Raw genomic sequence first — 24,502 nt, forward strand, 5'->3', positions numbered from 1 at the left:
GCCCGCCGCGCCCCTGCCGCTGCGGAGAGGCGCTCCGGCGGGGCTCCGGCGGGCCGTGCCGACGACTCTGCCAGGGGCGATCGGAGCCGAACAACCGTGGCCCGATGCCAAGTTCCGCGAATCTTCCCCGCCCGTTCTGCCAACTCTGCGAAGGACGCGGCTAGGCTGTGCGGGTGGCCAGGACATACGCCGGAGCGCGACTGCGCCGACTGCGCGAGGAACGGCGGCTCAGCCAGGCCGAACTGGCCCGCACGCTCGCCATCTCGCCCAGCTACCTCAACCAGATGGAGCACGACTCACGGCCGCTGACCGTGCCCGTACTGCTGCGCCTGACCGAGACGTTCGGCGTGGACCCCGGCTTCTTCTCCGAGCGCGACACCGGCCGGGTCCTGGCGGACCTGCGGGAAGCCCTCGCCGACGAGATCGCCGCCGGCCGGGTCTCACCCTCCGACCTGTCCGAGCTCGCCTCCCGGCTGCCCGCCGTCGCCACCGTCCTGATCGGTCTCGGACGCCGCTGCCAGGACCTGACCGAGCGCCTCGCCGAGGCCGCCGACGGGCGCGGCACCGTCGACCCGGCGCTGCCGCGCCCGCCGCACGAGGAGAACCGCGAGTTCTTCCACCGCAGACAGAACTACCTCCACGACATCGACACCGCCGCCGAGGAACTCGCCGCCGAGACGGGCGTCCGCCCCGGCGCCGCCCTGCGCGTCCTCACCGACCGGCTCACCGGACGCCACGGAGTGCGGATCGCCACCGCCGCCGACGCCGACCGGCTGCACCACTACGACCCGGCCACGCGCGTCCTGCACCTGTCGAACCGGCTGCGCCCCGGCCAGCGGGCCTTCCGCATGGCCACCCGGCTCGCCCTGCTCGAATACGGGCAGGAGCTCTCCCGCCTCGCCGCGGAGGACTACGAAGAGGGCTCCACGACCTGGGCGTTGACCAGGATCGGCATCGCCAGCCACTTCGCCGCCGCGCTGATCCTGCCGTACCGCGAGTTCCACGCCGCGGCGGAGGAACTGCGCTACGACATCGAGCGACTCAGCGACCGCTTCGGCTTCGGCTACGAGACCGTCTGCCACCGGCTCAGCACGCTCCAGCGCCCACGGCTGCGCGGGGTGCCGTTCTCCTTCGTACGGGTCGACCGCGCGGGCAACATGTCCAAGCGCCAGTCGGCCACCGGCTTCCACTTCTCCCGGGCCGGCGGCACCTGCCCGCTGTGGAACGTCTACGAGGCGTTCGCCGCCCCCGGCCGCGTCCATGTGCAGATCGCCGCCATGCCGGACGGGCAGCGTTATCTGTGGACCGCCCGCACCGTCACCCGACACCGGGGAGGCTGGGGCGAACCCGGCAAGACCTTCGCCATCGGCCTGGGCTGCGAGATCCGCCACGCCTCCCGCCTCGTCTACTCCGACGGCCTCGACCTCGGCCGGGGCGCGCCCGCGACCCCGATCGGCATGGGCTGCCGCGTCTGCGAACGCCTCGACTGCCCCCAGCGGGCCGTACCACCACTCGGCCGCGCCCTCACCGTGGACGAGAACACCAGCACGTTCGTGCCGTACGGCATCGGCGGGCCCGTGTGACCGGTCCGCCGGAGGCCCGGTCGGTCAGCTGGTGGCGTGGGGGGAGAGCGCCGTGAACCAGAGCAGGGCGACGGTGGCCACACCCATGATCGGGGTGAGTATCTCGGTCTCCAGCTTGTTGCCGCTGTGCTTGATGACCACTATTTCGTAGCGGGTCTTGAGGGGCCAGAGCCAGGGGGCGCCCCTCTTGGTGATGGAGTCCCCGAGCAGGTGGGCCACACAGCCCAGGCCTATGGAGTACGGCAGCCAGCCCGGCGCCGAGGGGATGAACTTGGCGATCACGGCGGTGCCGATGCCCGCCATGGCCACGATCGTGCCCCAGGCGTGGAAGCCATGTCCGGGCGGGCAGATGTTGAGGGCCCGCACCGCCAGGGCCAGCAGGAAGAACGTCATGGCGAGCGTGAACGGGCGGCCCAGGTACGTCACCCCCGCCCAGCTGCCGAGCGTCATCAGGGCCACGAACAGCAGGGAGTGCGTGGCGTGGCGGTGCCCGCCGGAGGCCCAGGAGACGAAGCGGCACAGCGTCTTGGACACCGGTCCGAGGAAGTTGGCTATGGTGCCGTCGTGGTGGTCCAGGTCGGGCAGCAGTGCGGCGCCGGCGCACAGCACCGTGCCCATCAGTATCTCCTGCGGCGCCAGGTGAGCGTTCATCACCAAGGGCGGCAGATAGGGGGCGGTGCCCGCGAAGAGCAGCGCTCCGCTCACGGCATGTGAATGGCCCATCATCGCGTGTGTGTTCTCCCGTGCCGGCGCCACGGTGGTGACGCGATCCAAACCCGGCAGACGCTACCAGCAAGATCCAGACGGACCTGACGGGTCGGCATGTATCGCACGCGACAAAACGCGATGCGCAGGCGCGCACCCGCTTGTTAGTGTGCTTGCGCGGGGCGGCTCCGCGACGTGCTTCCTTCTCAACCCCTTTTTTCTGGTAAAAGATTCAGCGCGTCCACTTCCCGCCCCGCACCATCAACTTCGCGGCCGCCACCCGGCGTTCCTTCGCTTCGCGACACCGGCAAGCAGCGAGCCGGTGAAGCGCACCGCACGGCACGGGAGGAACGGCCATGACCACCACGACCATCTCGACCGGCACCGCCGGCGGCCGCCGCGGCCTCGCGGCCGCCCTGCTGGCCCGCCGCGGCGCCGTCTATCTCCCCACCGCCTCCCGCACCCAGCCGGCCCCGGAAGCCCTCGCCGGAGTCACGCTGCTGGAGACCGATCTGCTGGAGCGCGGCTATGTGATGGCCGGCGACCTGCGCCAGGCCCTCACCACGCTCGACACCGGGACGCTGGCCGCGGCGGGCACCGCCCTGCTCGCGGACATCGACCGGGCCCTCGGCGCGGACCGTGACCACACCCCGCTCTTCCGCGACTTCCCGCACAGCGTCCCCACCGACACCCTCGCCTTCTACGTCGACCGCGTCCTGACCGTCCTGTGCCAGGCCCCGGAGCAGCCGTGCGTCCTGTGCGGCACGGAGGGCACCGTGCACGCGGTCTCGCCGTGCGCCCACCTGGTCTGCGGCGCCTGCTACGACGGCGGCGACTTCTCCGCCTGCCCGATCTGCCACCGCCGGGTGGACACCGGGGACCCGTTCCTGCGCCCGGAGCGGACGCGGGACTTTGCCCGGGCCGACCGGTCCCTGCCGAACCGGCTGCGCGTGCTCACCCACGGCGGCGACCCCACTGCCCGTGCCGCCGACGCCGGCCACGAGCTGGAGACCCTGCTCCGCCGCGCGGGTGCGCTGAGTCCGCAGGACGCCGACGACCTCGAAGCCTTCCTCGCCGTCCGCGACCGTACCGACGTCTCCTGGCTGCCGCAGACCGTCCCGGGCCGCGAGACCAAGGCCCGCGTCCTGGCGTGGCTGCTCGCGGACCCGGCCGCGTACGAGGTGACGCTCCCGGCGGCCACCGCCCTCGTCGACACGGCGACCGACGTGCTCCGCCTGCTCGCCGTGCTCTCGGGCGGCGACGCCGGGCTCGTCGACGTGCCGCGCCTGGCCGCCGTGCCGCGCCCGCTGCGCCGCGCCCTGCTGGCGGCCCTCGACCGGCTCGACCCGGCCCTGGTGGCCGAGGACATGCGCCGCCACCCGCGACTGTGGAAGCACGCCGCGGAGCGCCTGCACCCGTTCGAGTACGCGCGGCGCTACCCGAACGCGGCGCTCGCCGTAGCCGCGTTGAGGGACCTGCGCCTGAGTGACGACAGCCTCTCCGCGCGGATACGCGCCACAGCGGAGGACCTGCCGTCCGCCGACGCCTCCGGCGCCAGGGTCCGGGTCCGCGACTGGCCGGGCAGGGTCGAGGCCGCACTGGCCGCGGCCGATGCCGAAGCCGCGGTCGCCCTGCTCGCCCGGCGCCCCGGAGAACTGCTGCGCCGCCTGGACCACCTGCTGCGCCTCGCGGGCAAGGACAGCACGGACAAGGACAGCAAGGACAGCACGGAGACGGTGCTGTCCGCGCTCGCCACCGCCGTGCCCCGGGTCTCGCCCGCAGTGCTGCTGTCCACGCTCGGCGAGATCCGCACCCGCTCCCGCAAGGGGCGCGACCGCGTGTTCTTCCCCAAGGGCGGCAACGCGAAGGCCCATATCGCCCCGGACGAGCGCGTGTTGCTGACGGACGACGTCGTGGAGCGCGTGGTCGCCGTCCTGACCGGAGAGGTCCTGCGCCGGGCGGGCACCCTGGAGAAGACGGAGCTCGCCGTCATCGACGCGGCCCTGGACGGTGTCGTCGCGCCGTTCACCGAGCGGACCGCCTCGCGCTCCCTGGTGACACTGCCGCGCGGCAGCGAGCTCCCGGTGCCCGCCGGCCGTACGGTACGGCTCTTCCTCCACTGGACGGAGAGCGAGACCTCCGGCCGCGCCGACCTGGACCTGTCGCTGGCCATGTTCGACGCCGAGTGGGAGCACGTCGGGACGTGCGACTACACCAACCTCCGCCATGGGCACGACGCGGCCGTGCACTCGGGCGACCTGACGAGCGCCCCGGCACCGCAGGGCGCGAGCGAGTTCGTCGACCTCGACCTGGACCGGCTCGGCGCCACCGGCGTCCGGTATCTGGTGGCCGTCGTCTTCTCCTTCAACAGCGTGGCCTTCGACGACCTCGCGGAGGCGTTCTCCGGGCTCATGGTCCGCGACGAACCGGGCGGCACCGGGCCGGTGTTCGACCCGCGGCAGGTCGAGCAGCGCTTCGACCTGACCGGCCGGGCCCACGCCTGCGTCCCGATGGTCGTCGACGTGGCGGACCGCACCATGCGCTGGCTCGACGTCGTCAAGGGCGTCACCGGCACGCACCACGCGGTCCACCGGCACTCCGACGACCTGGCGGCCCTCGGGCGGGGCCTGACCGACCTGTTCACGTCCGGCGCCCGGGTCGGCCTGGGCGAACTGGCCACCTGGCGGTCCGCGGCCCGCGCCGGCACCGTCGTCGTACGCCACCTCGACGGATCCACGAGCACCTACCGGCGCGCCGCCGACGAAGGCGTCGCGGAATTCGCCGCCCGCATCGGCACCCCGGCCACGGATGAGGACGGGGCGCCGGACCTCTCGCGGGCGCGACTGGCACACCTGCTCCGCGGCGACCTCGCCCTGCCGCCCGGAAGCGAGGTGTACGCCCTGCACCCGGCGGGCCTGAACGCCGCCTCCGTCCGCCTTCTGACCGCCTCCGACCTCGTGACGGCGCTCGAGTCCCTCCCGTAGGCGAGCCGTCGGACGGGGCGGACCACCTCGTACGAGAACGCGCGCCGCGCCGCCCCGGTCCCCTCGGACCGCGGTGGCACCATGGATGTCGAGACGGCCTGGACACCGATGAGCCGGCGGGAGTCCGTCGATGACAGCGCGCGGAAGACTGCGGATCCACCTCGGGGCGGCCCCCGGTGTGGGGAAGACCTACGCCATGCTCGCCGAGGGGCAGCGGCTGCGCGCCCAAGGGGCCGACGTGGTCGTCGCCCTCGCCGAGGCGCACGGGCGGCGGCCGACGGCGGCCATGGCCGAGGGCCTGGAGACGCTGCCCCGCCGCACCCTGGCGCACCGGGGCGCGGAGTTCACCGAGATGGACCTGGACGCGGTGCTGGCCCGCCGCCCCCAGGTCGCCCTCGTGGACGAGCTGGCCCACACCAATGTGCCCGGCAGCCGCCACGCCAAGCGGTGGCAGGACGTCGAGGAACTGCTGGACGCCGGGATCGACGTCCTCACCACCCTCAACGTCCAGCACCTGGAGTCGCTCAACGACGTGGTCGAGCAGATCACGGGAGTCCGGCAGCGCGAGCGGCTGCCGGACGAGGTGGCCCGGCGCGCCGACCAGATCGAACTGGTCGATCTGCCGCCCGAGGTCCTGCGGCGCCGCATGACGCACGGTGACATCTATCCGCCGGACCGCATCGAGGCCGCTCTCACGCACTACTTCCGCGTCGGCAACCTCACCGCGCTCCGCGAGCTGGCGCTCCTGTGGCTCGCCGACCGGGTGGAGGAGGGGCTCCAGCGCTACCGCGCCGAACACGGCATCGTCGCTCCCTGGGAGACCCGGGAGCGCATCCTCGTCGGCCTGACCGGCGGCCAGGAGGGCGAGACGCTCGTCCGCCGGGCCGCGCGCATCACCGCGCGCACCCCGGGCAGCGAGCTGCTCGCCCTCCACGTCGTCCCCGGGGACACGTTCGCGGCCGGTGACCCCGCGGCGCTCGCCGGACAGCGCTCACTCGTCGAGTCACTGGGCGGCACCTACCACCAGACGACCGGGGACGACGTCGTGGACGCCTTGCTGGAGTTCGCACGGGCGGAGAACGTCACCCAGATCGTCCTGGGCGCGAGCCGCAGGGGAAGACTGTCCTTGCTGCTCCGGGCCGGAGTGGGACGGCGGACGATCCAGGGGTCCGGACCCATCGACGTGCACATCGTCACGCACGAGGAAGCGGCCGGTTCCGCCGCCTTCCGGCTGCCGCGCCCCGGCCGCGGCATCGGCGCCGGGCGCTACCGGCTCGCGCTGGCCGGGGCGGCCGTCGTGCTGCCCTTGCTGACCTGGGTCCTGACGGCGTCGCGCGACCACCTCGACCTCTCCAGCGACCTGGCGCTCTACCTCCTCCTCGTCGTGGTGGTCGCCCTCGTCGGCGGACTGTGGCCGGCCCTGGCCGCCGCCGTGGCCGCCGGACTGCTCGCCGACTACTACTTCACCCTGCCCTCCCATTCCCTCGACGTCGCACGCGGCGACGACATCCTCGCCCTGGCCGTCTTCGTCACCGTCGCGGCCCTGGTGGGCACGGCGGCCGGTACGGTCGCCCGGCGCACCCACCAGGCGGCCCGCGCGACCGCCGAGGCACAGGCCCTGAGCCGACTGGCGACGGCCATGATGCGCGGGGCGGACCTCCCCGCGCTCGCCGAGCAACTGCGGGAGAACTTCGGGCTCTTGGCGGTCAGCCTGCTGGAGCGGGATCCGGACGCCGGCACACAGCAGCACTGGTTCGTCGTGGCCAGTGCCGGAGAGCGCCCGCCGGAGCGTCCCTACGACGCGGATCTGGAAGTCCCGGTCGGCGAGAGCCTCACACTGGCCGCCCGGGGCCGTGGGCTGAGTGCCGACGACCGGCGCGTCCTCGCCGCGTGCGCCGCCCAACTGGGCGTCGCGCACACCCACGGCAGACTCACCCGGCAGGCCGCCGAGCACGACACCCTGGCCGCCGCCGAGCGCACGCGAGCCTCGGTGCTCGTCATGGCGGTCCGCGACCTGCGGGCCTGCCTGGGCGCCGCCGCGGCATCCCTCGCGGGCCTGCGCGAGAGGGCCGGGGACACCTCCGCCCCGGCAGAGGCGCGCCTGGTGGCGGCCGCCCAGGCGTCGGTGGGGCGCGCCGAGCAGCTGGTCGACGACCTCGACGGTCTCGGCCGTGTGCACGCCGGGGCACTCGACCTCTACCTCCGGCCGGTCGACATCGGGGAGGCACTGACCCAGGCCCTGGACGACCTCGGGCCCGGCGGCCACACGATCCGGCTCTCCCTGCCGGAGGATCTGCCCGACGTCATCGCCGACGCCGCCCTCCTCACCCGCGTCCTCACGGCACTCGCCGCCGACGCGCTGCGCCACAGCCCGGCCGACCGGTCACCCGCCCTCACGGCCGACGTGACCGCCGACCGGCTGGCCGTCCATGTGTCCGACGGGGCGGGCGGCTCCGCCGGAGGGCGGGGTGACCGGGCCGGGATCCTTTCCCTGAGGCTGAGCGGAGATCTCGCCGAGGCGATGGGAGGCACCCTGGAACCGGCGGTCACCCCCGACGCCGGGTTCTCGGTGACCCTCACCCTCCCGACGGCGGCACCCGGCACGGCGGGGTGAGGCGCCGTCGTGCCGGATGCCTGCGGTCACGTCAGGTGCGTGAGGTCCTGGTTCAGTTCGACGACGTCGACGCGTTCCTGGCCGAGGAAGCCCAGGTCCCTGCCGCGTACGTGACCGGTGACGAGCTCGCCGACCCGCCGGGGCGACAGCCCCCGGGCCCGGGCGACGCGGGCGACCTGTTCGTACGCGTACGCGGGGGAGATGTCGGGGTCGAGGCCCGAGCCGCCGGCGGTCAGGGCGTCGACGGGAACCGTCCTCGGGGCGACGCCGTCGAAGGCGGCCACCGCGGTGCGGCGCTCGTCGACGGCCCTGACGAGGGCGGGGTTGTCGGGGCCGAGGTTGGAGGCGCCGGAGTACGTCGGGTCGTACGGCCCGGCGCCCTTGTCCGCATCGGCGGCGGAAGGACGCGGCTGGAACCACCGGGGGTCGGGGCGGAGCGGTTCGCGCGGGTCGTCGGGGTTCTTCTTCGGCAGGGCGAAGTTCTGGCCGAGGAGGCGGGAGGCCACGGGTGTGCCGTGGACCGTGATCAGGGAGCCGTCGGCCTGGTGGCCGAAGGCCGCCACCGCGATGCCGGTGACGGCCAGTGGATAGGCGACGCCCGTGACGGCCGTGAACACCAGGAGCATGCGCAGGGCCGACAGGTGCTGCCGCACCAGCGGCGGGAGGTGCAGGAGCACGGGTCTCTCTCCTTCTCCGGTCAGCGGAGGCCGGGGACGAACTGCACGGCCAGGTCGATGAGTTTGATGCCGAGGAAGGGCAGGACGAGCCCGCCGAGACCGTAGACCCAGATGTTCCGGCCGAGCAGCGAGGCCGCGGACGAGGGGCGGTAGCGGACGCCGCGCAGCGCGAGCGGGATCAGCACGACGATGATCAGCGCGTTGAAGACGATCGCCGAGCAGACCGCCGAGGTCGGGCTGTGCAGGCTCATGATGTTGAGCTTGTCGAGGCCGGGGTAGGCCACCGCGAACATCGCCGGGATGATCGCGAAGTACTTCGCGACGTCGTTGGCGATCGAGAAGGTGGTCAGCGCGCCGCGGGTGATCAGGAGCTGCTTGCCGATCTCGACGATCTCGATGAGCTTGGTGGGGTTGGAGTCCAGGTCCACCATGTTCCCGGCCTCCTTGGCGGCCGAGGTGCCGGTGTTCATGGCCACGCCCACGTCCGCCTGGGCCAGCGCGGGGGCGTCGTTGGTGCCGTCGCCCGTCATCGCGACGAGCTTGCCGCCGGCCTGCTCACGCTTGATGAGCGCCATCTTGTCCTCGGGCGTCGCCTCCGCGAGGAAGTCGTCGACCCCCGCCTCCTCGGCGATCGCCTTCGCCGTCAGCGGGTTGTCACCCGTGATCATGACCGTTCTGATGCCCATGCGGCGCAGCTCGTCGAACCGCTCCCGGATGCCCTCCTTGACGACGTCCTTGAGGTGGACGATGCCCAGGACGCGCGCGCCGTCGCGGTCGTGGACCGCCACCACCAGCGGGGTGCCGCCGCTCTGCGAGATCCGCCCGACGCTCTCGCGCACCTCCTCGCCCACCTCGCCGCCGGCCGCCGTCACCCACCCGGTGACGGCGCCCGCCGCGCCCTTGCGGACGCGGCGCCCGCCGATGTCGACCCCGCTCATACGGGTCTGCGCGGTGAAGGGGACGAACGTGGCCCGGGTCAACTCCCCTTCCGTACGGGCCCGCAGGGCGTACCGCTGCTTGGCGAGGACGACGATCGAGCGGCCCTCGGGCGTCTCGTCCGCGAGGGAGGACAGCTGGGCCGCGTCGGCGAGTTCATCGGCGCCCACCCCGCCGACGGGGAGGAACTCGGCGGCCTGGCGGTTGCCGAGCGTGATGGTCCCCGTCTTGTCGAGGAGGAGGGTGTTGACGTCGCCCGCGGCCTCGACGGCGCGGCCGGACATGGCCAGGACGTTGCGCTGGACGAGGCGGTCCATGCCGGCGATGCCGATCGCCGAGAGCAGTGCGCCGATGGTGGTCGGGATGAGGGCGACCACGAGGGCGACCAGGACGACGATGCTCTGTTCGGCGCCCGCGAAGACCGCGAACGGCTGGAGGGTGCCGACCGCGATCAGGAACACGATGGTCAGCGAGGCGAGCAGGATGTTCAGCGCGATCTCGTTCGGTGTCCGCTGCCGGGCCGCGCCCTCCACCAGCGCGATCATCCGGTCGATGAAGGTCTCGCCCGGCTTGGAGGTGATCTTGACGACGATGCGGTCGGAGAGCACCTTGGTGCCACCGGTGACAGCCGAGCGGTCACCGCCGGACTCACGGATGACCGGCGCCGACTCGCCCGTGATCGCGGACTCGTCGACCGACGCGACGCCCTCGACGACGTCCCCGTCGCCGGGGATGATCTGCCCGGCCTCGACGAGGACGCGATCGCCCGGCCGCAGCTCCGCGGCCGGCACCTCCTCCTCGTGGACGTCGCCCGCCCCCGGCCGCCGGTCGGTGAGGCGGCGCGCCGTCGTCCGGGTGCGGGTCCGGCGCAGGGTCTCCGCCTGGGCCTTGCCGCGTCCCTCGGCCACCGCCTCGGCGAGGTTGGCGAACACCGTGGTCAGCCAGAGCCAGACGGCGATCACCCAGGGGAAGACACCGGGGTCCTTGACCGCCGACAAAGTGGTGAGGACCGCCCCGGTCTCGACGACGAACATGACCGGGTTGTGCACCATCAGACGCGGGTCGAGCTTGCGCAGGGCGCCGGGGAAGGCGGTCACGAGCTGCCCGGGGTCCACCAGGCCGCCGGAGACCCGGTGCGGCTCGCGCCGCGTGGACGGGCCGCCCTCGGGAGAGGCGGGGGAGGGGACCGAGGGGGTGGGCATCAGTGCAGCCCTTCCGCGAGCGGTCCCAGCGCCAGCGCCGGGAAATAGGTGAGGCCGACGACGGCGATGACCACCCCGGTCAGCAGACCGACGAACTGCGGCCGGTGGGTGGGCAGCGTGCCCGCCGTGACCGGAACCGGGCGCTGCCGTGCCAGGGCCCCGGCCAGGGCCAGGACGAACACCATCGGCAGGAAGCGGCCGAAGATCATCGCCAGGCCGAGCCCCGCGTTGTACCAGACGGTGTTGGCCTGCAGCCCCGCGAAGGCGGAGCCGTTGTTGTTGGCCGCCGAGGTGAAGGCGTAGAGCACCTCCGAGAAGCCGTGCGGACCGGGGTTGGCCATCGCCGCCCGCTCCCCGGGCAGCGCCATGGCGATGCCCGAACCGACCAGGACGACGGCCGGCGTGGTGAGGATGTACAGCGACGCGAACTTCATCTCCCGGCCGCCGAGCTTCTTGCCCAGGTACTCGGGCGTGCGGCCCACCATCAGCCCGGCCACGAACACGGCGACGACCGCGAGGACCAGGATGCCGTACAGACCGGAACCGGTGCCGCCGGGAGCGATCTCACCGAGCATCATGTTGAAGATCAGCAGACCGCCACCACCCGGTGTGTACGAGTCGTGGGCGGAGTCGGCCGCGCCGCACGAGGTGAGCGTGGTGGACACGGCGAACAGCGCCGAGGCCCAGATCCCCAGGCGCTGCTCCTTGCCCTCCATCATCCCGCCTGCCGCGTGGCCCGCCGAACTGCTCACGCTGTGCAGCTCGTTCGCCGTCACGACGGCCACCGAGGCCGCCCAGACCAGTCCCATGACGGCCAGGACCGCGTACCCCTGCCGCCGGTCGCCGACCATCGTGCCGAAGGTGCGGGGCAGGCAGAAGGGGATCACCAGCAGCAGGTAGGTCTCCAGGAGGTTGGTGAAGGCGGTGGGGTTCTCGAACGGGTGCGCGGAGTTGGCGTTGTAGAAGCCGCCACCGTTGGTGCCCAGCTCCTTGATGGCCTCCTGCGAGGCGACCGGACCACCGGTGATGCCCTGGTGGCCACCGGCGATCGTGGTGAGCGTCCGGACACCGTGGAAGTTCTGGATCACCCCGGCGGCCACCAGGGCGATCGCGAAGACGAGGGAGAGGGGAAGCAGGACACGCAGGACGACGCGGGTCAGATCGGCCCAGAAATTGCCGACGCGGTCGGTCCGCTCGCGGGTGAACCCACGGATCAGGGCCGCGGCGACGGCGATCCCCACCGCCGCCGAGACGAAGTTCTGCACGGCCAGACCGGCCATCTGCACCAGGTGGCCCATGGTCTGCTCGCCCGAGTACGACTGCCAGTCGGTGTTGGTGACGAACGAGGCCGCGATGTTGAACGCCTGGTCCGGCGGTACGGGCTTCATGCCCAGCGACAGCAGCAGGTGGTTCTGCACGCGCTGGAACACGTAGAGGAACACCATCGAGACCAGTGAGAAGGCCAGCATGCCGCGGAGATAGGCGGCCCACGTCTGTTCGGTGTCCGCGCCGACACCGCCCGCGCGGTAGGCGAGCCGCTCGGGGAGCAGGTGCCGGGTGGTGGTCAGGCAGCGGGCGATGTGGTCGCCCAGGGGGCGGTGGGAGAGGGCGAGCGCTCCGACGAGGGCGAGGATCTGCAGCCAGCCCGCGAGAGTCCCGTTCATCAGAATCTCTCGGGAAAGAGCAGGCAGAGCACCAGATAGACCACCAGGCACACGGCCACGACCAGTCCCACGATGTTTTCCGCGCTCATTAGGGGACCATCCCTTCTGCAGCCCTCTTCGGTAGGGTTGTGACCTCTCGGTCCCGGTGGGTGCATGGCTTGTGGCGCGAGCCATTCGATGGCCACTGTGAGTTGTGCCAGCCCCGCCGGGCCGAGGCCGTCTGATCGGCATCAGGGACACGCCCCGCAGAGGGCCGATTAATGAGCTTCCGGCAGACGTCCTCACCACCGGGCAGGTGCTCCGCGCACGACACAGGAGTACTTCTTTCGTGTTCATCGGATGGGACTGGGCGACCGAGACCCACGACGTGACTGTCATGGACAACTCCGGTGCCCGAGTTGCCCGTTGGGAGCTCGCGCACACCGAGGAGGGCATCGCCCGAACCCTGGCCAAACTGGCGAAGCACGGCAGTCCGGCGGATCTTCCGGTCGCCATCGAGACCACCCGCGGCCTGGTGGTGGACCGGCTGCTGGCCGCCGGGCACCCGGTGGTGCCGGTGCACCCCAACGCCTTCCACGCGATGCGTCCGCGCTGGGGCGCCTCCAAGGCCAAGACGGACGCCGGGGACAGTCTCAAGCTCGCCGACTACCTGCGCACCGACGGGCACTTCCTGCCCCGGCTGGAGCCGACCGAGCAGGTCACGATGGAACTGCAGGCCCTCACCCGGCAGCGGGCCGACCACGTCGCGGCCCGCATCGCCGCGATCAACCAGCTCGCCGCGCTGCTGGATACGCACTGGCCCGGAGGCAAGGCCGTCTTCTCCAGCCTCGACAGCGACATCGCCCTGGCGTTCCTGGAGCGATACCCCACCCCAGCCGCGGCCGCCAAGCTCACCGCCGGGCGCCTGGAAGCATGGTGCAAGCGCCGCGGCTACTCCGGCAAGAAGCCCGGAAGCGTCCTCATCGAACGCCTCCGGTCCTCGCCGAAGCCGGCCTCCCGGCTCAGCGACAGCGTGATCGCACAGCTGGTCCGTGTCCAGGTCCAGCTGGTCAAGGGCATCCGGGCCACGATCCGCTCGCTGGACGAGGCCATCGCCGACGCGGTCGCCGCCCACCCCTACGCACAGCTGTTCGCGACCATGCCCCGCATTGGGACGGTCAACCTCGGGCAGATCGTCGGCGAGATCGGTCCGATCCTGGAACGCTCCAAGACCAGCGAACAGTTCATCGCCGAAACCGGCGTCGTCCCGGTCACCCGGGCGTCCGGCAAGTCCCGCGTGGTGACCTTCCGTTACGCGGCCAACCGTCGCGCCCGCCTGGCCGTCGTCGGCTACGCCGACAACAGCAGGCACGCAAGCGACTGGGCTGCGAAGATCTACAACGACGCGCGGGCGAACAAGAAACGCCATCCACACGCCGCCCGCATCCTCGCCCGCGCCTGGCTGCGGGTGATGTGGGCCTGCTGGCGCACCGGCACCTGCTACGACCCCGATACCCATCGGGCCAACAACAAGATCAATCAGGATCCCGAGGCGGCTCTGGCGGCATAGAGGTTGACTCAGGGAACTCACAGCCGCTCGACCCCCTTGACCGCCAGATGGAGGAGAACGAACGCGACGACGGTGAGACCGATGAATGCCAGGTCCGCCATGGGCGATACACCCCGTTGATTCAAGGCGTGGGGGCTGTGGGGCGCGAGGTGACCGCGCGGGGATCACGTTAACGGCGGATGTCGGTGATGCGGCTGAGGAACACGCCAGGCATCGACGGGTACGCGGTGATCGCTCACAGTGTTCACGGTGTCGCGATACGTGAATCCCGTTCCGTGGAGCGCGACATCATGCCCACCTCCCCATCCGGCCGGTGCGGCCGCCCTGAGCGCCTCAGCCGCAGCGGAGGTATAACGGGTGGTGTGGTGGGTGGTGTCCCGGCGAGGAGGGACAGATGAAGCACGAAGCCGGATCGCAGCGCTCCGCCTACCTGCCGATCGAGGACCACGGGATCATCGGCGACCTGCACACGGTGGCGCTCGTGGGGGTCGACGGCACGATCGACTGGTGCTGCCTGCCGCGCTTCGACGCGCCCTCCGTCTTCGGCTCCCTCCTCGACGCCGAGCACGGCGGCACGTTCTCCGTCGCGGTCCGCGAGGTGGAACACACCAAGCAGCTGTACATGCCGGACTCCAATGTGCTGCTGACCCGGTTCCTGGCCCAGCAGTCGGTCGCGGAGCTGTACGACTTCATGGTGCCCGATCACGAGTCCTGCCCGGCCGCGGGCATCCGGCAGATCGTCCGGCAGGTGCGCGTGCTGCGCGGCCGGGCCACCGTGGACGTGTACTGCCGCCCGGCGTTCGACTACGCCCGCGCCCCGCACGAGGTGACCGTGGTGGAGGGCGCCGGAGCCGTCTTCGCCAGCTCCGCCGGGAGCCTGGCGCTGCGCTCGTCCGTCCCCCTGCGCGCCGACGGCGGCGCGGCCCGCGCGACCGTGACCCTGGATGCCGGGCAGTCGCTGGAACTCGCGGTCCAGTGGGACGGCGACGGTACCCTCGGCGGTGACGCCCTGCGGCCCATCGACTGCGTCGAGGCGACCCGGCTGCTCTACGACACGCTGCGCTACTGGGACGGCTGGCTGCGCCACTCCAACTACCAGGGCCGCTACCGGGAAATGGTCGAACGCTCGGCGCTCGCCCTGAAACTCCTCGTCTACCAGCCCACCGGCGCCCTCGTCGCCGCGGCCACCACATCACTGCCCGAGTCCCCCGGCGGCGGCCGCAACTGGGACTACCGCTACACCTGGATCCGTGACGCGGCCTTCACCCTCTACGCGCTGATGCGCCTGGGCTTCACCGAGGAGGCCGCCGCGTTCGTCGACTGGCTGCACCAGCGCTGCGCGGACGCCCCGCCGGGCACCGGACTGCAGGTCCTGTACGGCATCGACGGCAGGCCCGACCTGCCCGAGACCGTGCTCGGCCACCTGTCGGGCTACTGCGGGGCCCGCCCGGTCCGCATCGGCAACGCCGCCGCCCAGCAGGTCCAACTCGACATCCACGGCGAGCTGATGGACTCCGTGTACCTCTACAACAAGCACGGCGAGCCCATCTCCTACGAGCTGTGGGAGGCGTTGGCCCGGCAGCTGGAATGGCTGGAGAAGCACTGGGAGGACCCGGACGACGGGATCTGGGAGACCCGCGGCGGCCGGCAGCGCTTCACCTACTCCGCGCTGATGACGTGGGTCGCCTTCGAGCGGGCGATCCGCATCGCCCGCCACCGAGGCATGCCCGCCCCGATCGAGCGCTGGCGCGACACCGCCGCCGCTGCCTACCGCTACGTACAGGAACACTGCTACGCGCCGGACCTCGGGGCGTACTGCCAGTACCCGGACAGCTCCGTGCTGGACGCCTCGCTGCTGGTGATGCCGCTGGTGAAGTTCACCGGTCCCAAGGACCCGCGGTTCCTGTCCACCGTGCGCCGCATCTCCGACGAGCTCGTCAGCGACAGCCTCGTGCACCGTTATCAGTCGGACGGATCCGACGGGCTGGCCGGCCAGGAGGGCACGTTCAACCTGTGCTCGTTCTGGTACGTCGAAGCCCTGGCCCGCGCCGGGCGGGTCGGCGAGGCCCGCTACATCTTCGAGAAGATGATCTCGCACGCCAACCACGTGGGTCTCTACGCCGAGGAGATCGGCCCCGCGGGCGAAGCCCTGGGCAACTTCCCGCAGGCCTTCACCCACCTGGCCCTGATCAGCGCCGCCACCAACCTCGACCGCGCCGTCAGCGCCCACCGAGGGGTGGCCGCCCGGAACTGGAACACGGGCTGACGGCAGGCCGGAGCCCCGGCCTCCGCTCCGACCTGCGGATACACAGGTTCTTCCCATGGACGGCCGTGGCGTGCCGCGGGACAATTAGTTGACAACGGCTAAGTATCTCGGGGGCGGGAGGCGGCCGGTCATGACCGCGAGGAACGGGACCGAACAGCGCGGGGCGGGGCGCGCGCAGTGGCTCGACACGGAGCACCCGCGCTACAAGTGGGTGGCGCTGTCCAACACCACGCTGGGCACGCTGATCGCGACGATCAACGCGTCCATCGTGCTGATCTCACTGCCCGCGATCTTCAACGGCATCCGGCTCGACCCTCTGCAACCGGGGAACGTCAGCTATCTGCTGTGGATGCTGATGGGCTACATGCTCATCACGGCCGTGCTGGTGGTGTCGCTCGGGCGGATGGGCGACATCTGGGGGCGCGTGCGGATCTACAACGCCGGATTCCTGGTCTTCACCGTGACCTCGGTGATCCTCTCGGTCGATCCGCTGCGAGGCGGGGGCGGGGCACTGTGGCTGATCGGCTGGCGCGTGGTCCAGGCGGTCGGCGGCGCCATGCTGATGGCCAACTCCGCGGCCATCATCACCGACGCGTTCCCGGCCCACCGGCGCGGCATGGCGCTGGGGGTCAACATGGTGGCCGGCATCGCCGGCTCCTTCATCGGCCTGGTGCTCGGCGGCCTGCTGGCCGAGTGGGACTGGCGCAGCGTCTTCTGGGTGAACGTGCCGATCGGCCTGCTCGGGACCGTCTGGGCCTACCGCTCCCTGCACGAGACCGGAGTACGGCGGCCCGCCCGCGTCGACTGGTGGGGCAACATCACCTTCGGGTTCGGCCTCACCGCGCTGCTGGCGGGCATCACCTACGGCATCCAGCCCTACGCTGGCCACACCATGGGCTGGACGAACCCCTGGGTGCTGGCCGGGCTGATCGGCGGGGCCCTGCTGCTGATCGCCTTCTGCCTGGTCGAAGCCCGCGTCGCCGAGCCCATGTTCGCGCTCAGGCTCTTCCGCGACGCGGCCTTCGCGGGCGGCAACGCCGCGGCGCTCCTCGGCTCGATCGCCCGCGGCGGCCTCCAGTTCATGCTGATCATCTGGCTCCAGGGGATCTGGCTGCCCCTGCACGGCTACGACTACGCCGCCACCCCGCTGTGGTCGGGCATCTACCTGATACCGCTGACCGTGGGCTTCCTCGCCGCCGCCCCCCTGGCCGGACACCTCTCCGACCGCTTCGGGGCCCGGCCGTTCGCGGCCGCGGGCTTCGTCGTCATGGCCATGTCCTTCGCCGGGCTGCTCTTCCTGCCGACCGACTTCTCCTACTGGGCGTTCGCCCTGCTGGTCTTCCTCAACGGGCTCGGCGGCGGGCTGTTCGCCGCGCCGAACACCTCGGTCATCATGTCGAGCGTGCCCGCCGACGCCCGGGGCGCCGCCTCCGGGATGCGCGCCACCTTCCAGAACGCCGGCATGGTGCTCTCCATCGGCGTCTTCTTCACCCTGATGGTGGCCGGGCTGGCCGGCTCGCTCCCGGGCGCACTCGGCTCCGGCCTCACCGCGCAGGGCGTGCCGCCCGCCTCCGCCCACTCCATCGCCTCTCTGCCACCCGTCGGCACGCTCTTCGCCGCGTTCCTCGGCTACAACCCGATCCGCCAACTGCTGGGCCCGCACGTCCTCGCGCAGCTCCCAGTCGGCCACCAAGCAACCCTCACCGGGCGGCAGTTCTTCCCCCATCTGATCTCGGGCCCCTTCCACGACGGCCTCGTCGTGGTGTTCTCCCTCGCCATAGTGATGTCCTTGGTGGCGGCCGCCGCGTCGCTGATCCGCGGCCGGCACACGAAGGAGGCGTCGAAGCCGTGACCTTGCCCCCGGACGCGCAAGCGGCCGAAGTCACCCGGCTGCGGCTGGTCATCGCCCGCCTGTACCGGCAGATGTCCCAGGCGTCCAGCGGTCAGGACCTCACCTTCTCCCAGCTGTCCGCCCTGGCCAGGACCGAGGAGCACGGGCCCCTGCGCCTCGGCGCGCTGGCCGCCAGGGAGTCCGTGGCCGCGCCCTCGATGACCCGCACCCTCGCGGTCCTGACGCGCAAGGGCCTGGTCGCCAAGCAGCGCGACCCCAAGGACCGGCGCTCCCACCTGGTCACCGTCACCCCCGAGGGGCGAGCGCTGCTCGCCAGGCTGCGCCGGCAGCGCTCGGAGCTGCTGGCCGGACGCATCGCGCGCCTCACCGACGAACAGCGCGAGACGCTCCGTTCGGCCGTCGGCGTGCTGGAACTCCTGCTGGACCGGCCGTGAACGCGACGGGTCGACACCGGGCGGCGGACCGTCCACGGTAGCGCCGAACCCCGGTCGCTTCCGGCCGAATTGCCGCCGGGTGACCGATGGGAAGCGTGTTCTCCCTTGTGCCCGGGGGCCGCATGGTGTGTGCTGGCGCGCGCTCCCTCCCTTCGGCACCGAGGTGGACCATGGCTGAGCTCTCCCGTCGGCGGCTGCTCGGATCAGCACTGGGAATCGGCGGACTCACCGCCGCGGCGTCCTTGCTGCCGCCGAACCTGCGGCGCGCGATGGCGGAACCGGTCCGGGATCCGGGTGGTCTGCGCGACATCGAGCACGTGGTGATCCTGATGCAGGAGAACCGCTCGTTCGACCACTACTTCGGCACCATGCGCGGGGTCCGCGGGTTCGACGACCCGCACGCGGTGACCCTGCCCGGCGGCCGCCCGGTCTTCTACCAGCCGGACCCGGCCAACCCCGACGGCTACCTCCTCCCGTTCCACCTCGACACCCTGACCACGAGCTCCCAGGCCATCCCGTCCACCAGCCACGCCTGGAAGGTGCAGCACGCGGCGGTGAACGGCGGCCGGATGGACAACTGGGTCCCCGCGCACCGCAAGGCCGACGGCGAGCAGCACGGCCCGTACACCATGGGCTACTACGAACGCGACGACATCCCCTTCCACTTCGCGCTCGCCGAGTCCTTCACGCTCTGCGACGCGTACCACTGCTCCGTCCTCGGGCCGACCTGGCCCAACCGGCTCTACCACTGGACCGGCACGGTCGACCCGGGCGGCCGGTTCGGCGGACCCATCATCAGCAATGTGATCCCGGAGCCGTTCCGCTGGACGACCTACCCCGAGCGCCTCACCAAGGCGGGCGTCTCCTGGCACGTGTACCAGCAGGAGGACGACTACGGCTGCAATCCCCTGGAGTTCTTCAAGTCCTTCCAGGACGCCGCTCCCGGCGACCCGCTCTACGAACACGGCCTGACGATCGCCCCGGCGGACCGGTTCGCGAGCGACGCCCGCGAGGGCCGCCTGCCCACCGTCTCCTGGATCATCCCGACCTCCCCGCAGTGCGAGCACCCCGACTACCTCCCGGCGTCCGGCGCCGACTTCCTCGCCCAGCAGCTGGACGCGGTCGCCGCGAACCCGGACGTCTGGCGCAAGACCGTCTTCATCGTCAACTACGACGAGAACGACGGGCTGTTCGACCACGTCGTACCGCCGATGCCACCCCCGGGCACCGCGGACGAGTTCGTCGGCGGCCTCCCGATCGGCGGCGGCATCCGCGTGCCGTGCTTCATCGTCTCGCCCTGGACCCAGGGCGGCTTCGTGGCGAGCGAGCCCTTCGACCACACCTCGGTCCTGCGGTTCCTGGAAGTGGTCACCGGGGTGCGCGAGCCGAACATCAGCGCCTGGAGACGCCGGGCCTTCGGCGACCTCACCTCGGCACTCGGCCTCCCGAGCCCCCGGCCCTTCCCGGAACTGCCCAGCACCAGGGACGAGTTGTGGAGAGCGGAGCACGACGTCGCCACCCTGCCGCCGGCCGAGTTCCCGGGCGCGGACCAGAGCCCGCCGCACCAGGACTCCGAGGCGGACCGCCGGCCGGCCACCGCGGCGCCGGTGGGGCCCGGCACGCAGGGCGGCACCCGCCCGTACGCCAGAAGCCGCATCGTGGAGAACGACACCACCCACAAGGGCGACTTCCCGCACGGCACCGCCGGTACGAACTTCCCCGGCATCCAGGACTCCGCCCCGAAGACGGGCCCCCTCACCGGCACGCACGTCTACGCGGCGGGGATCGTCAGCAACACCGTCTCCGTCGTCGACCCCCGCAGCCACGCGCTGGTCGCGAGCGTCGACGCGGGGATCAACCCCTTCGGCATCGCCCGGACCCCCGACGGCCGCAAGCTCTACATCAGCAACTCCGGGGCGGGCGACGTCTCGGTGTTCGACACCACCAAGGGCCGCATCGTCACCGCCGTCACCGTCGGCCTGTACCCGCACGGTGTGGCGACGGCACCTGACGGCGCGTACGTCTACGTGGCCGACACCGGCCCGGACCCCGGCCCCGACGGGTCACGGTCCCTTTCGGTGATCGACACCACGACCGACAAGGTCTGCGACACCTGGCGGACCGGCCTCGCCCCGCGCTGCGTCGCGCCGAGCCCCGACGGCAGGACCCTCTACGTCACCTGCACCGACGGCCTGTCCGTCGTCGACACCGAGGACGGCGGCACCAGACGGACCCTGGCGGGCCAGGGCCGGGCGGGCGGCGTCGCGGCGCACCCGGACGGCAGACGCGTCTACGTGGTCGACACCCGGCAGGACACCCTGTCGGTCATCGACAGCCGCAGCCTGCGGGTCAGCCTGCGGGTCAGCGTCGGCAGGAGCCCCTGGCAGGTCGCGGTCAGCCCGGACGGCGCACGCGTCTACGTCACCTGCGCCAACGACGACACCGTCACCGTGCTCGACGCCACCGGCGAGCGGATCGCCACCGTGCGGGTGAAGCACATTCCGACCGCCGTCATCGCGGTCGGTGACACCGTCTGGGTCTCCACGAACGCCTCCAGCACCCTCGACGCGATCGACGCGAAGACCTTGAAGGTCGTCGGCAGCACCCCGCTGGGCCTGGCGACCTCACCGAGCGGGCTGGCGCTCGCCTGAACCGGTGCCGGGGGCCGCGTCCGCTCCCTGACGGCGGACCTTAACAACGCCGAAACCCGGCTTCCGGTAGAGAGGGGCACATGCGAGTTCTGGTGGTGGAGGACGAGGAATTCCTCCGGGAAATGATCGCCGAGGGGCTGCGTCGCGACGCCCTCGCCGTCGACGAGGCGGGCGACGGCCTGGAGGCGCTCCGGCGGCTGAGCCTGGGCGAGTACGACGTGCTCGTGCTCGACCGGGACCTGCCCGGCCTGCACGGCGACGAGGTGTGCCGCCACGTCGTACGTGAGCGCCTGCTCACCCGCGTCCTGATGCTCACCGCCTCCGGAACGGTCCGCGAACGCGTCGAAGGGCTCGCCCTCGGCGCCGACGACTACCTCTCCAAGCCCTTCGCCTACGACGAGCTGCTCGCCCGGGTCCTCGCGCTCGGCCGCCGCACCCGCCCCGCCCTGCCGCCCGTACTCGAACGGGCCGGGATCGTCGTCGACACCGCCCGGCGCAGCGCCACCCGCGCTGGCCACCGGCTGGCGCTGTCCCGCAAGGAGTTCGCCGTACTGGAAGCACTGCTGCGCGCCGAAGGCGCCGTCGTCAGCAACGACGACCTCATCGAACAGGTCTGGGAGGAGGACACCGGCTATTCCACCAACGCCGTCCGCGTCACCCTCAGCAAGCTGCGCGCCAAGCTGGGGGAACCACAGGCCGTCGAGACCGTCCCCGGCGCGGGCTACCGCATCGCCGCCGTCGAGGGCGACGGCCTCACGGTCCGCGCCCGCTTCCCTTCAGCGCGGAATCCGGGGGCGTGAGATCAGGGCGTACGGTTTTCAGAACTCGTCGTCGGTGAACGGCAGGTACTCCGTGCGCAGCGCGGCGTCGAGCGCGGCGGCGGCGCCCGCCGTGCGCTCGGTGGCGAGCCCCGCGCGCACCAGGTGGGTGGGAAGGGTGCCGCCCAGATAGCAGGCGGCCAGGTCGCATACGTCGAGGGCGAGGTCGGCGGGGCCGGTGGTCGCCTCGTACGCGCAGCGGCCCGGGGCCACGGCCAGGCGGAACCGGCCGTGGTTGGCGGCGATCCGAGTGTCGCGCACGTCGAGGACGAGGTCGGCGGGGGTCGCCCAGGAGCGGGCGGTCAGCGCGGCCCGTACGTCCGCCAGGCGCAGCCACAGCGCCGGGAACTGCCCGGTGACGCGCACCTGGTCGCGGTCCGCCGCCATCAGCAGCAGCGGGTCGTCGGTGGGGCGCCCCCAGGCCCGCACCCTGCCGGTGAGGTCGATGGAGGCGAGGTAGCTCCACAGGGCGGCGGCCACGGGCGCCGTCCCGGCCTCCAGTTCGTCGACCTGGACGAGGCCGGGCGCCCCGTCGTCGTCACCGCCGCGGGTGCGGTAGACCGCGTAGCCCGCGGGTGCGCCGTCGCCGAGCACGACGACGCGTGGCGGGCCGAGCTCGTCGTCGTCCTCGTCCTCCTCGGGCAGGACCTGCTCGCGCCACCAGCGCCGGTCGCGGGCGGGGCGCCCGGCCCGGAGGGAACGGCCCCTCTCGTGGAGAGGGGCCAGGAGGGCGGGCGCCGCGGCCGGGTCGACGAGGCGCAGCGGGCGGGGGTCGGGGGCGATGCGGAGGCCGAGCGGCCGCCGCGAGTCGATCTCGACGGTGGACAGGGCCGTCGCGGCCCCGAAGCCGTGGCGGCCGTAGATGGCGGCTTCGGAGGCCCACAGGGCGGCGAGCGGCCGCCCGGTCGCGGCGCAGTGCCGCCACAGCCGCTCCAGCAGGCCGGAGAGGACTCCGCGGCGGCGGTGGGTCGGTGCCACGGAGATGAAGGTCAGCCCGGCGCAGGGGAGTTGGCCGCCCGGCACGGACAGGTGGAGGCGGTGCGCGGCGAGCAGGCCCACGAGCCGACCCTCCTCGTAGGCGCCGAGGCGGTCGCAGCGCAGGAGGGTCCGGCGGTGGCGTTCCCGCAGCTCGTCCTCGTAGTTCTCGTGGAAGACGAGACCGGCGTGGTCGAGGGCGCGGTCGAGGTGGGCCTCGGGCACCTCCCGGAACCTGAGGGACGCCGCGGCCGGCGATGTGCTCATTCGGTCGTTACCGCCTCCGTCTTGTCCAGCGTCTTGTCGAGGCCGAAGGCCCGGTGGAGCGCGCGTATCGCGTCGTGCAGGCGCGCGGTCCGGCAGACGGCGGAGATCCGTATCTCCGACGTCGACATGATCTCGATGTTCACCCCTGCCTCGGCCAGCGCCTCGCAGAAGGTCGCGGTCGCGCCGGGGTGTGCGCGCATGCCGTCGCCGATGACGGAGACCTTGGCGACGTCGTCGTCCTGGCGCACCTCGGCGAAGCCGGTCCCGGCGCGGATCTCCCGGAGGGCGGCCACCGCGGCGGGCGCGCCGTCCCCGGGCAGCAGGAAGGTGATGTCCCTGACCCCGCCTGCCGGCTCCGGCACGTTCTGCACGGCCGTGTCGACCTCGCACCCGGCGTCGGCCACGGCCCGGAAGACGCGCGCGACGGTGCCGGGACGGTCCGGCACGCCCGTCACGGCGACCTTCGCGCACGACACGTCGTGCGCGACGCCGGTGACCGCGCCGTGGTCCCCGTGTTCCCCGCGGTCGTCGTCCGCCGAGCCGGAGACCGTGGTGCCGGGCCCGGTGTGGCAGGAGGAGCGGACGTGCACGGTCACGCCGCACCGCCGGGCGTACTCCACGCTGCGCAGCGCCAGGACCTTCGCACCGCTCGCGGCCATCTCCTGCATCGACTCGAAGGTGATGTGGTCGAGGCGCCGGGCCTCCGGCACGATCCTGGGGTCGGCGGTGTAGACGCCGTCGACGTCGGTGCAGATCTCGCAGACGTCGGCCTTGAGCGCGGCGGCGAGCGCGATGGCCGTGGTGTCGGATCCGCCGCGGCCGAGCGTGGTGATGTCCTCGGTCTCCGGGCTGAGTCCCTGGAATCCGGCGACCAGGACGATCGCGCCGCGGTCGAGCGCCTGCCGGACCCGCCGCGGCGTGACGTCGACGATCCGCGCCTTGCCGTACGCCGAGGTGGTGAGCACCCCGGCCTGCGGGCCCGACAGGGAGCACGCGTCGGCGCCCAGGGTGTGGATCGCCATCGCGGCCAGCGCGTTCGCCATGCGCTCGCCCGCCGTGAGCAGCATGTCCAGTTCGCGGGGCGAGGGCAGGTCGCTGACCTGCCGGGCCAGTTCGAGCAGTCGGTCGGTGGTGTCGCCCATGGCGGAGAGGACGACCACGACGTCGTGGCCCTCCCCGCGGGTGGCGACGACGCGTTCGGCGACACGCTTGATGCGTTCGGTGGACCGCACCGAGGAGCCGCCGTACTTCTGGACGATGAGAGCCATGAGGGTGGGCCTCCTCCAGCGGCCGCCCCGGCTGTGGGCGGCCGCTCGGTGTGGGGC

The 24,502-nt window shown here is 72.3% G+C and carries 16 protein-coding genes and 1 pseudogene; 10 read left to right on the plus strand and 7 right to left on the minus strand.

The genetic code is table 11. The features are described 5' to 3' along the window. The first annotated feature begins 173 nt into the window (after positions 1 to 173). Positions 174 to 1,583, plus strand: coding sequence for a short-chain fatty acyl-CoA regulator family protein (locus tag DXZ73_RS36190; RefSeq protein ID WP_116216111.1), 1,410 nt, complete (start codon positions 174 to 176; stop codon positions 1,581 to 1,583). 24 nt (positions 1,584 to 1,607) lie between these two features. Here the strand turns inward: DXZ73_RS36190 and DXZ73_RS36195 are convergent, their stop codons facing one another. Further along, entirely contained in the window at positions 1,608 to 2,309 is a 702-nt protein-coding gene (locus DXZ73_RS36195) for a metal-dependent hydrolase (protein WP_116215140.1), read from the minus strand. Between the two features lie 335 nt (positions 2,310 to 2,644). Between DXZ73_RS36195 and DXZ73_RS36200 the strand changes: the two genes are divergently transcribed. Both DXZ73_RS36200 and DXZ73_RS36205 read left to right on the plus strand, forming a co-directional pair. After that, positions 2,645 to 5,272, plus strand: a complete 2,628-nt coding sequence (locus DXZ73_RS36200; protein WP_116215141.1) for an MXAN_6230/SCO0854 family RING domain-containing protein — start codon at positions 2,645 to 2,647, stop codon at positions 5,270 to 5,272. 130 nt (positions 5,273 to 5,402) lie between these two features. Continuing rightward, positions 5,403 to 7,886, plus strand: a complete 2,484-nt coding sequence (locus tag DXZ73_RS36205) for a sensor histidine kinase (protein ID WP_116215143.1) — start codon at positions 5,403 to 5,405, stop codon at positions 7,884 to 7,886. 26 nt (positions 7,887 to 7,912) lie between these two features. Here the strand turns inward: DXZ73_RS36205 and kdpC are convergent, their stop codons facing one another. From kdpC to kdpF, 4 genes are read right to left on the minus strand one after another with little or no spacing between them, the layout of a single operon-like run. Then, the gene (gene kdpC / locus DXZ73_RS36210; protein ID WP_116215144.1) at positions 7,913 to 8,563 is read right to left on the minus strand and encodes a potassium-transporting ATPase subunit KdpC; all 651 of its coding nucleotides are present in this window, start codon (positions 8,561 to 8,563) and stop codon (positions 7,913 to 7,915) included. 20 nt (positions 8,564 to 8,583) lie between these two features. Then, a complete protein-coding gene (gene kdpB, locus DXZ73_RS36215) occupies positions 8,584 to 10,701 on the minus strand; it encodes a potassium-transporting ATPase subunit KdpB (RefSeq protein ID WP_116215146.1) in 2,118 nt (705 codons plus the stop codon). Next, a complete protein-coding gene (gene kdpA / locus DXZ73_RS36220; RefSeq protein WP_116215147.1) occupies positions 10,701 to 12,365 on the minus strand; it encodes a potassium-transporting ATPase subunit KdpA in 1,665 nt (554 codons plus the stop codon). The genes kdpB and kdpA overlap by 1 nt, the downstream gene beginning before the upstream one ends. Then, positions 12,365 to 12,454, minus strand: a complete 90-nt coding sequence (kdpF, locus tag DXZ73_RS36225) for a K(+)-transporting ATPase subunit F (RefSeq protein ID WP_116215149.1) — start codon at positions 12,452 to 12,454, stop codon at positions 12,365 to 12,367. Before kdpF ends, kdpA begins: the two co-directional genes overlap by 1 nt. Positions 12,455 to 12,693: 239 nt before the next feature. Between kdpF and DXZ73_RS36230 the strand changes: the two genes are divergently transcribed. The 7 genes and pseudogenes from DXZ73_RS36230 (at position 12,694) to DXZ73_RS36255 (ending at position 21,917) form a co-directional block, all read left to right on the plus strand. After that, positions 12,694 to 13,914, plus strand: a complete 1,221-nt coding sequence (locus DXZ73_RS36230; protein ID WP_116211963.1) for an IS110 family transposase — start codon at positions 12,694 to 12,696, stop codon at positions 13,912 to 13,914. Positions 13,915 to 14,308: 394 nt separating this feature from the next. Further along, positions 14,309 to 16,180 (plus strand): glycoside hydrolase family 15 protein, encoded by a 1,872-nt coding sequence (locus DXZ73_RS36235; RefSeq protein WP_116215150.1) that lies wholly within the window; start codon positions 14,309 to 14,311, stop codon positions 16,178 to 16,180. Between the two features lie 130 nt (positions 16,181 to 16,310). Then, positions 16,311 to 18,032: an MFS transporter gene (locus tag DXZ73_RS36240; RefSeq protein ID WP_116215151.1), complete on the plus strand. Its 1,722-nt coding sequence runs from the start codon at positions 16,311 to 16,313 to the stop codon at positions 18,030 to 18,032. After that, positions 18,029 to 18,466: a MarR family winged helix-turn-helix transcriptional regulator gene (locus DXZ73_RS36245; RefSeq protein ID WP_116215153.1), complete on the plus strand. Its 438-nt coding sequence runs from the start codon at positions 18,029 to 18,031 to the stop codon at positions 18,464 to 18,466. Before DXZ73_RS36240 ends, DXZ73_RS36245 begins: the two co-directional genes overlap by 4 nt. Positions 18,467 to 18,636: 170 nt before the next feature. Then, positions 18,637 to 20,058, plus strand: a pseudogene (locus DXZ73_RS39825) (alkaline phosphatase family protein); the annotation flags it as partial. Between the two features lie 66 nt (positions 20,059 to 20,124). Then, positions 20,125 to 21,117 carry a YncE family protein gene (locus tag DXZ73_RS39830; protein ID WP_275898625.1) on the plus strand — a complete coding sequence of 331 codons (993 nt, stop codon included), beginning with the start codon at positions 20,125 to 20,127 and terminating at the stop codon, positions 21,115 to 21,117. 80 nt (positions 21,118 to 21,197) lie between these two features. After that, positions 21,198 to 21,917, plus strand: coding sequence for a response regulator transcription factor (locus tag DXZ73_RS36255; RefSeq protein WP_240351649.1), 720 nt, complete (start codon positions 21,198 to 21,200; stop codon positions 21,915 to 21,917). A gap of 18 nt (positions 21,918 to 21,935) precedes the next feature. Here DXZ73_RS36255 and DXZ73_RS36260 read toward each other — a convergent pair whose 3' ends face one another. Both DXZ73_RS36260 and DXZ73_RS36265 read right to left on the minus strand, forming a co-directional pair. Further along, positions 21,936 to 23,177 carry a GNAT family N-acetyltransferase gene (locus tag DXZ73_RS36260; RefSeq protein ID WP_116215156.1) on the minus strand — a complete coding sequence of 414 codons (1,242 nt, stop codon included), beginning with the start codon at positions 23,175 to 23,177 and terminating at the stop codon, positions 21,936 to 21,938. Next, positions 23,174 to 24,445 carry an aspartate kinase gene (locus tag DXZ73_RS36265; protein WP_116215157.1) on the minus strand — a complete coding sequence of 424 codons (1,272 nt, stop codon included), beginning with the start codon at positions 24,443 to 24,445 and terminating at the stop codon, positions 23,174 to 23,176. Before DXZ73_RS36265 ends, DXZ73_RS36260 begins: the two co-directional genes overlap by 4 nt. Positions 24,446 to 24,502: the final 57 nt, after the last annotated feature.

The organism is Streptoverticillium olivoreticuli subsp. olivoreticuli, from assembly GCF_003391135.1.
In the GTDB taxonomy this organism is placed as follows: Bacteria; Actinomycetota; Actinomycetes; order Streptomycetales; family Streptomycetaceae; genus Streptomyces; species Streptomyces blastmyceticus.

Bases quoted from the DNA above. Each gene is read 5' to 3' on its own strand.
- DXZ73_RS36195 (WP_116215140.1), bottom strand. From the start codon at position 2,309: ATGATGGGCCATTCACATGCCGTGAGCGGAGCGCTGCTCTTCGCGGGC.
- DXZ73_RS36200 (WP_116215141.1), top strand. From the start codon at position 2,645: ATGACCACCACGACCATCTCGACCGGCACCGCCGGCGGCCGCCGCGGC.
- DXZ73_RS36205 (WP_116215143.1), top strand. From the start codon at position 5,403: ATGACAGCGCGCGGAAGACTGCGGATCCACCTCGGGGCGGCCCCCGGT.
- kdpB (WP_116215146.1), bottom strand. From the start codon at position 10,701: ATGCCCACCCCCTCGGTCCCCTCCCCCGCCTCTCCCGAGGGCGGCCCG.
- kdpA (WP_116215147.1), bottom strand. From the start codon at position 12,365: ATGAACGGGACTCTCGCGGGCTGGCTGCAGATCCTCGCCCTCGTCGGA.
- kdpF (WP_116215149.1), bottom strand. From the start codon at position 12,454: ATGAGCGCGGAAAACATCGTGGGACTGGTCGTGGCCGTGTGCCTGGTG.
- DXZ73_RS36235 (WP_116215150.1), top strand. From the start codon at position 14,309: ATGAAGCACGAAGCCGGATCGCAGCGCTCCGCCTACCTGCCGATCGAG.
- DXZ73_RS36240 (WP_116215151.1), top strand. From the start codon at position 16,311: ATGACCGCGAGGAACGGGACCGAACAGCGCGGGGCGGGGCGCGCGCAG.
- DXZ73_RS36255 (WP_240351649.1), top strand. From the start codon at position 21,198: ATGCGAGTTCTGGTGGTGGAGGACGAGGAATTCCTCCGGGAAATGATC.
- DXZ73_RS36260 (WP_116215156.1), bottom strand. From the start codon at position 23,177: ATGAGCACATCGCCGGCCGCGGCGTCCCTCAGGTTCCGGGAGGTGCCC.
- DXZ73_RS36265 (WP_116215157.1), bottom strand. From the start codon at position 24,445: ATGGCTCTCATCGTCCAGAAGTACGGCGGCTCCTCGGTGCGGTCCACC.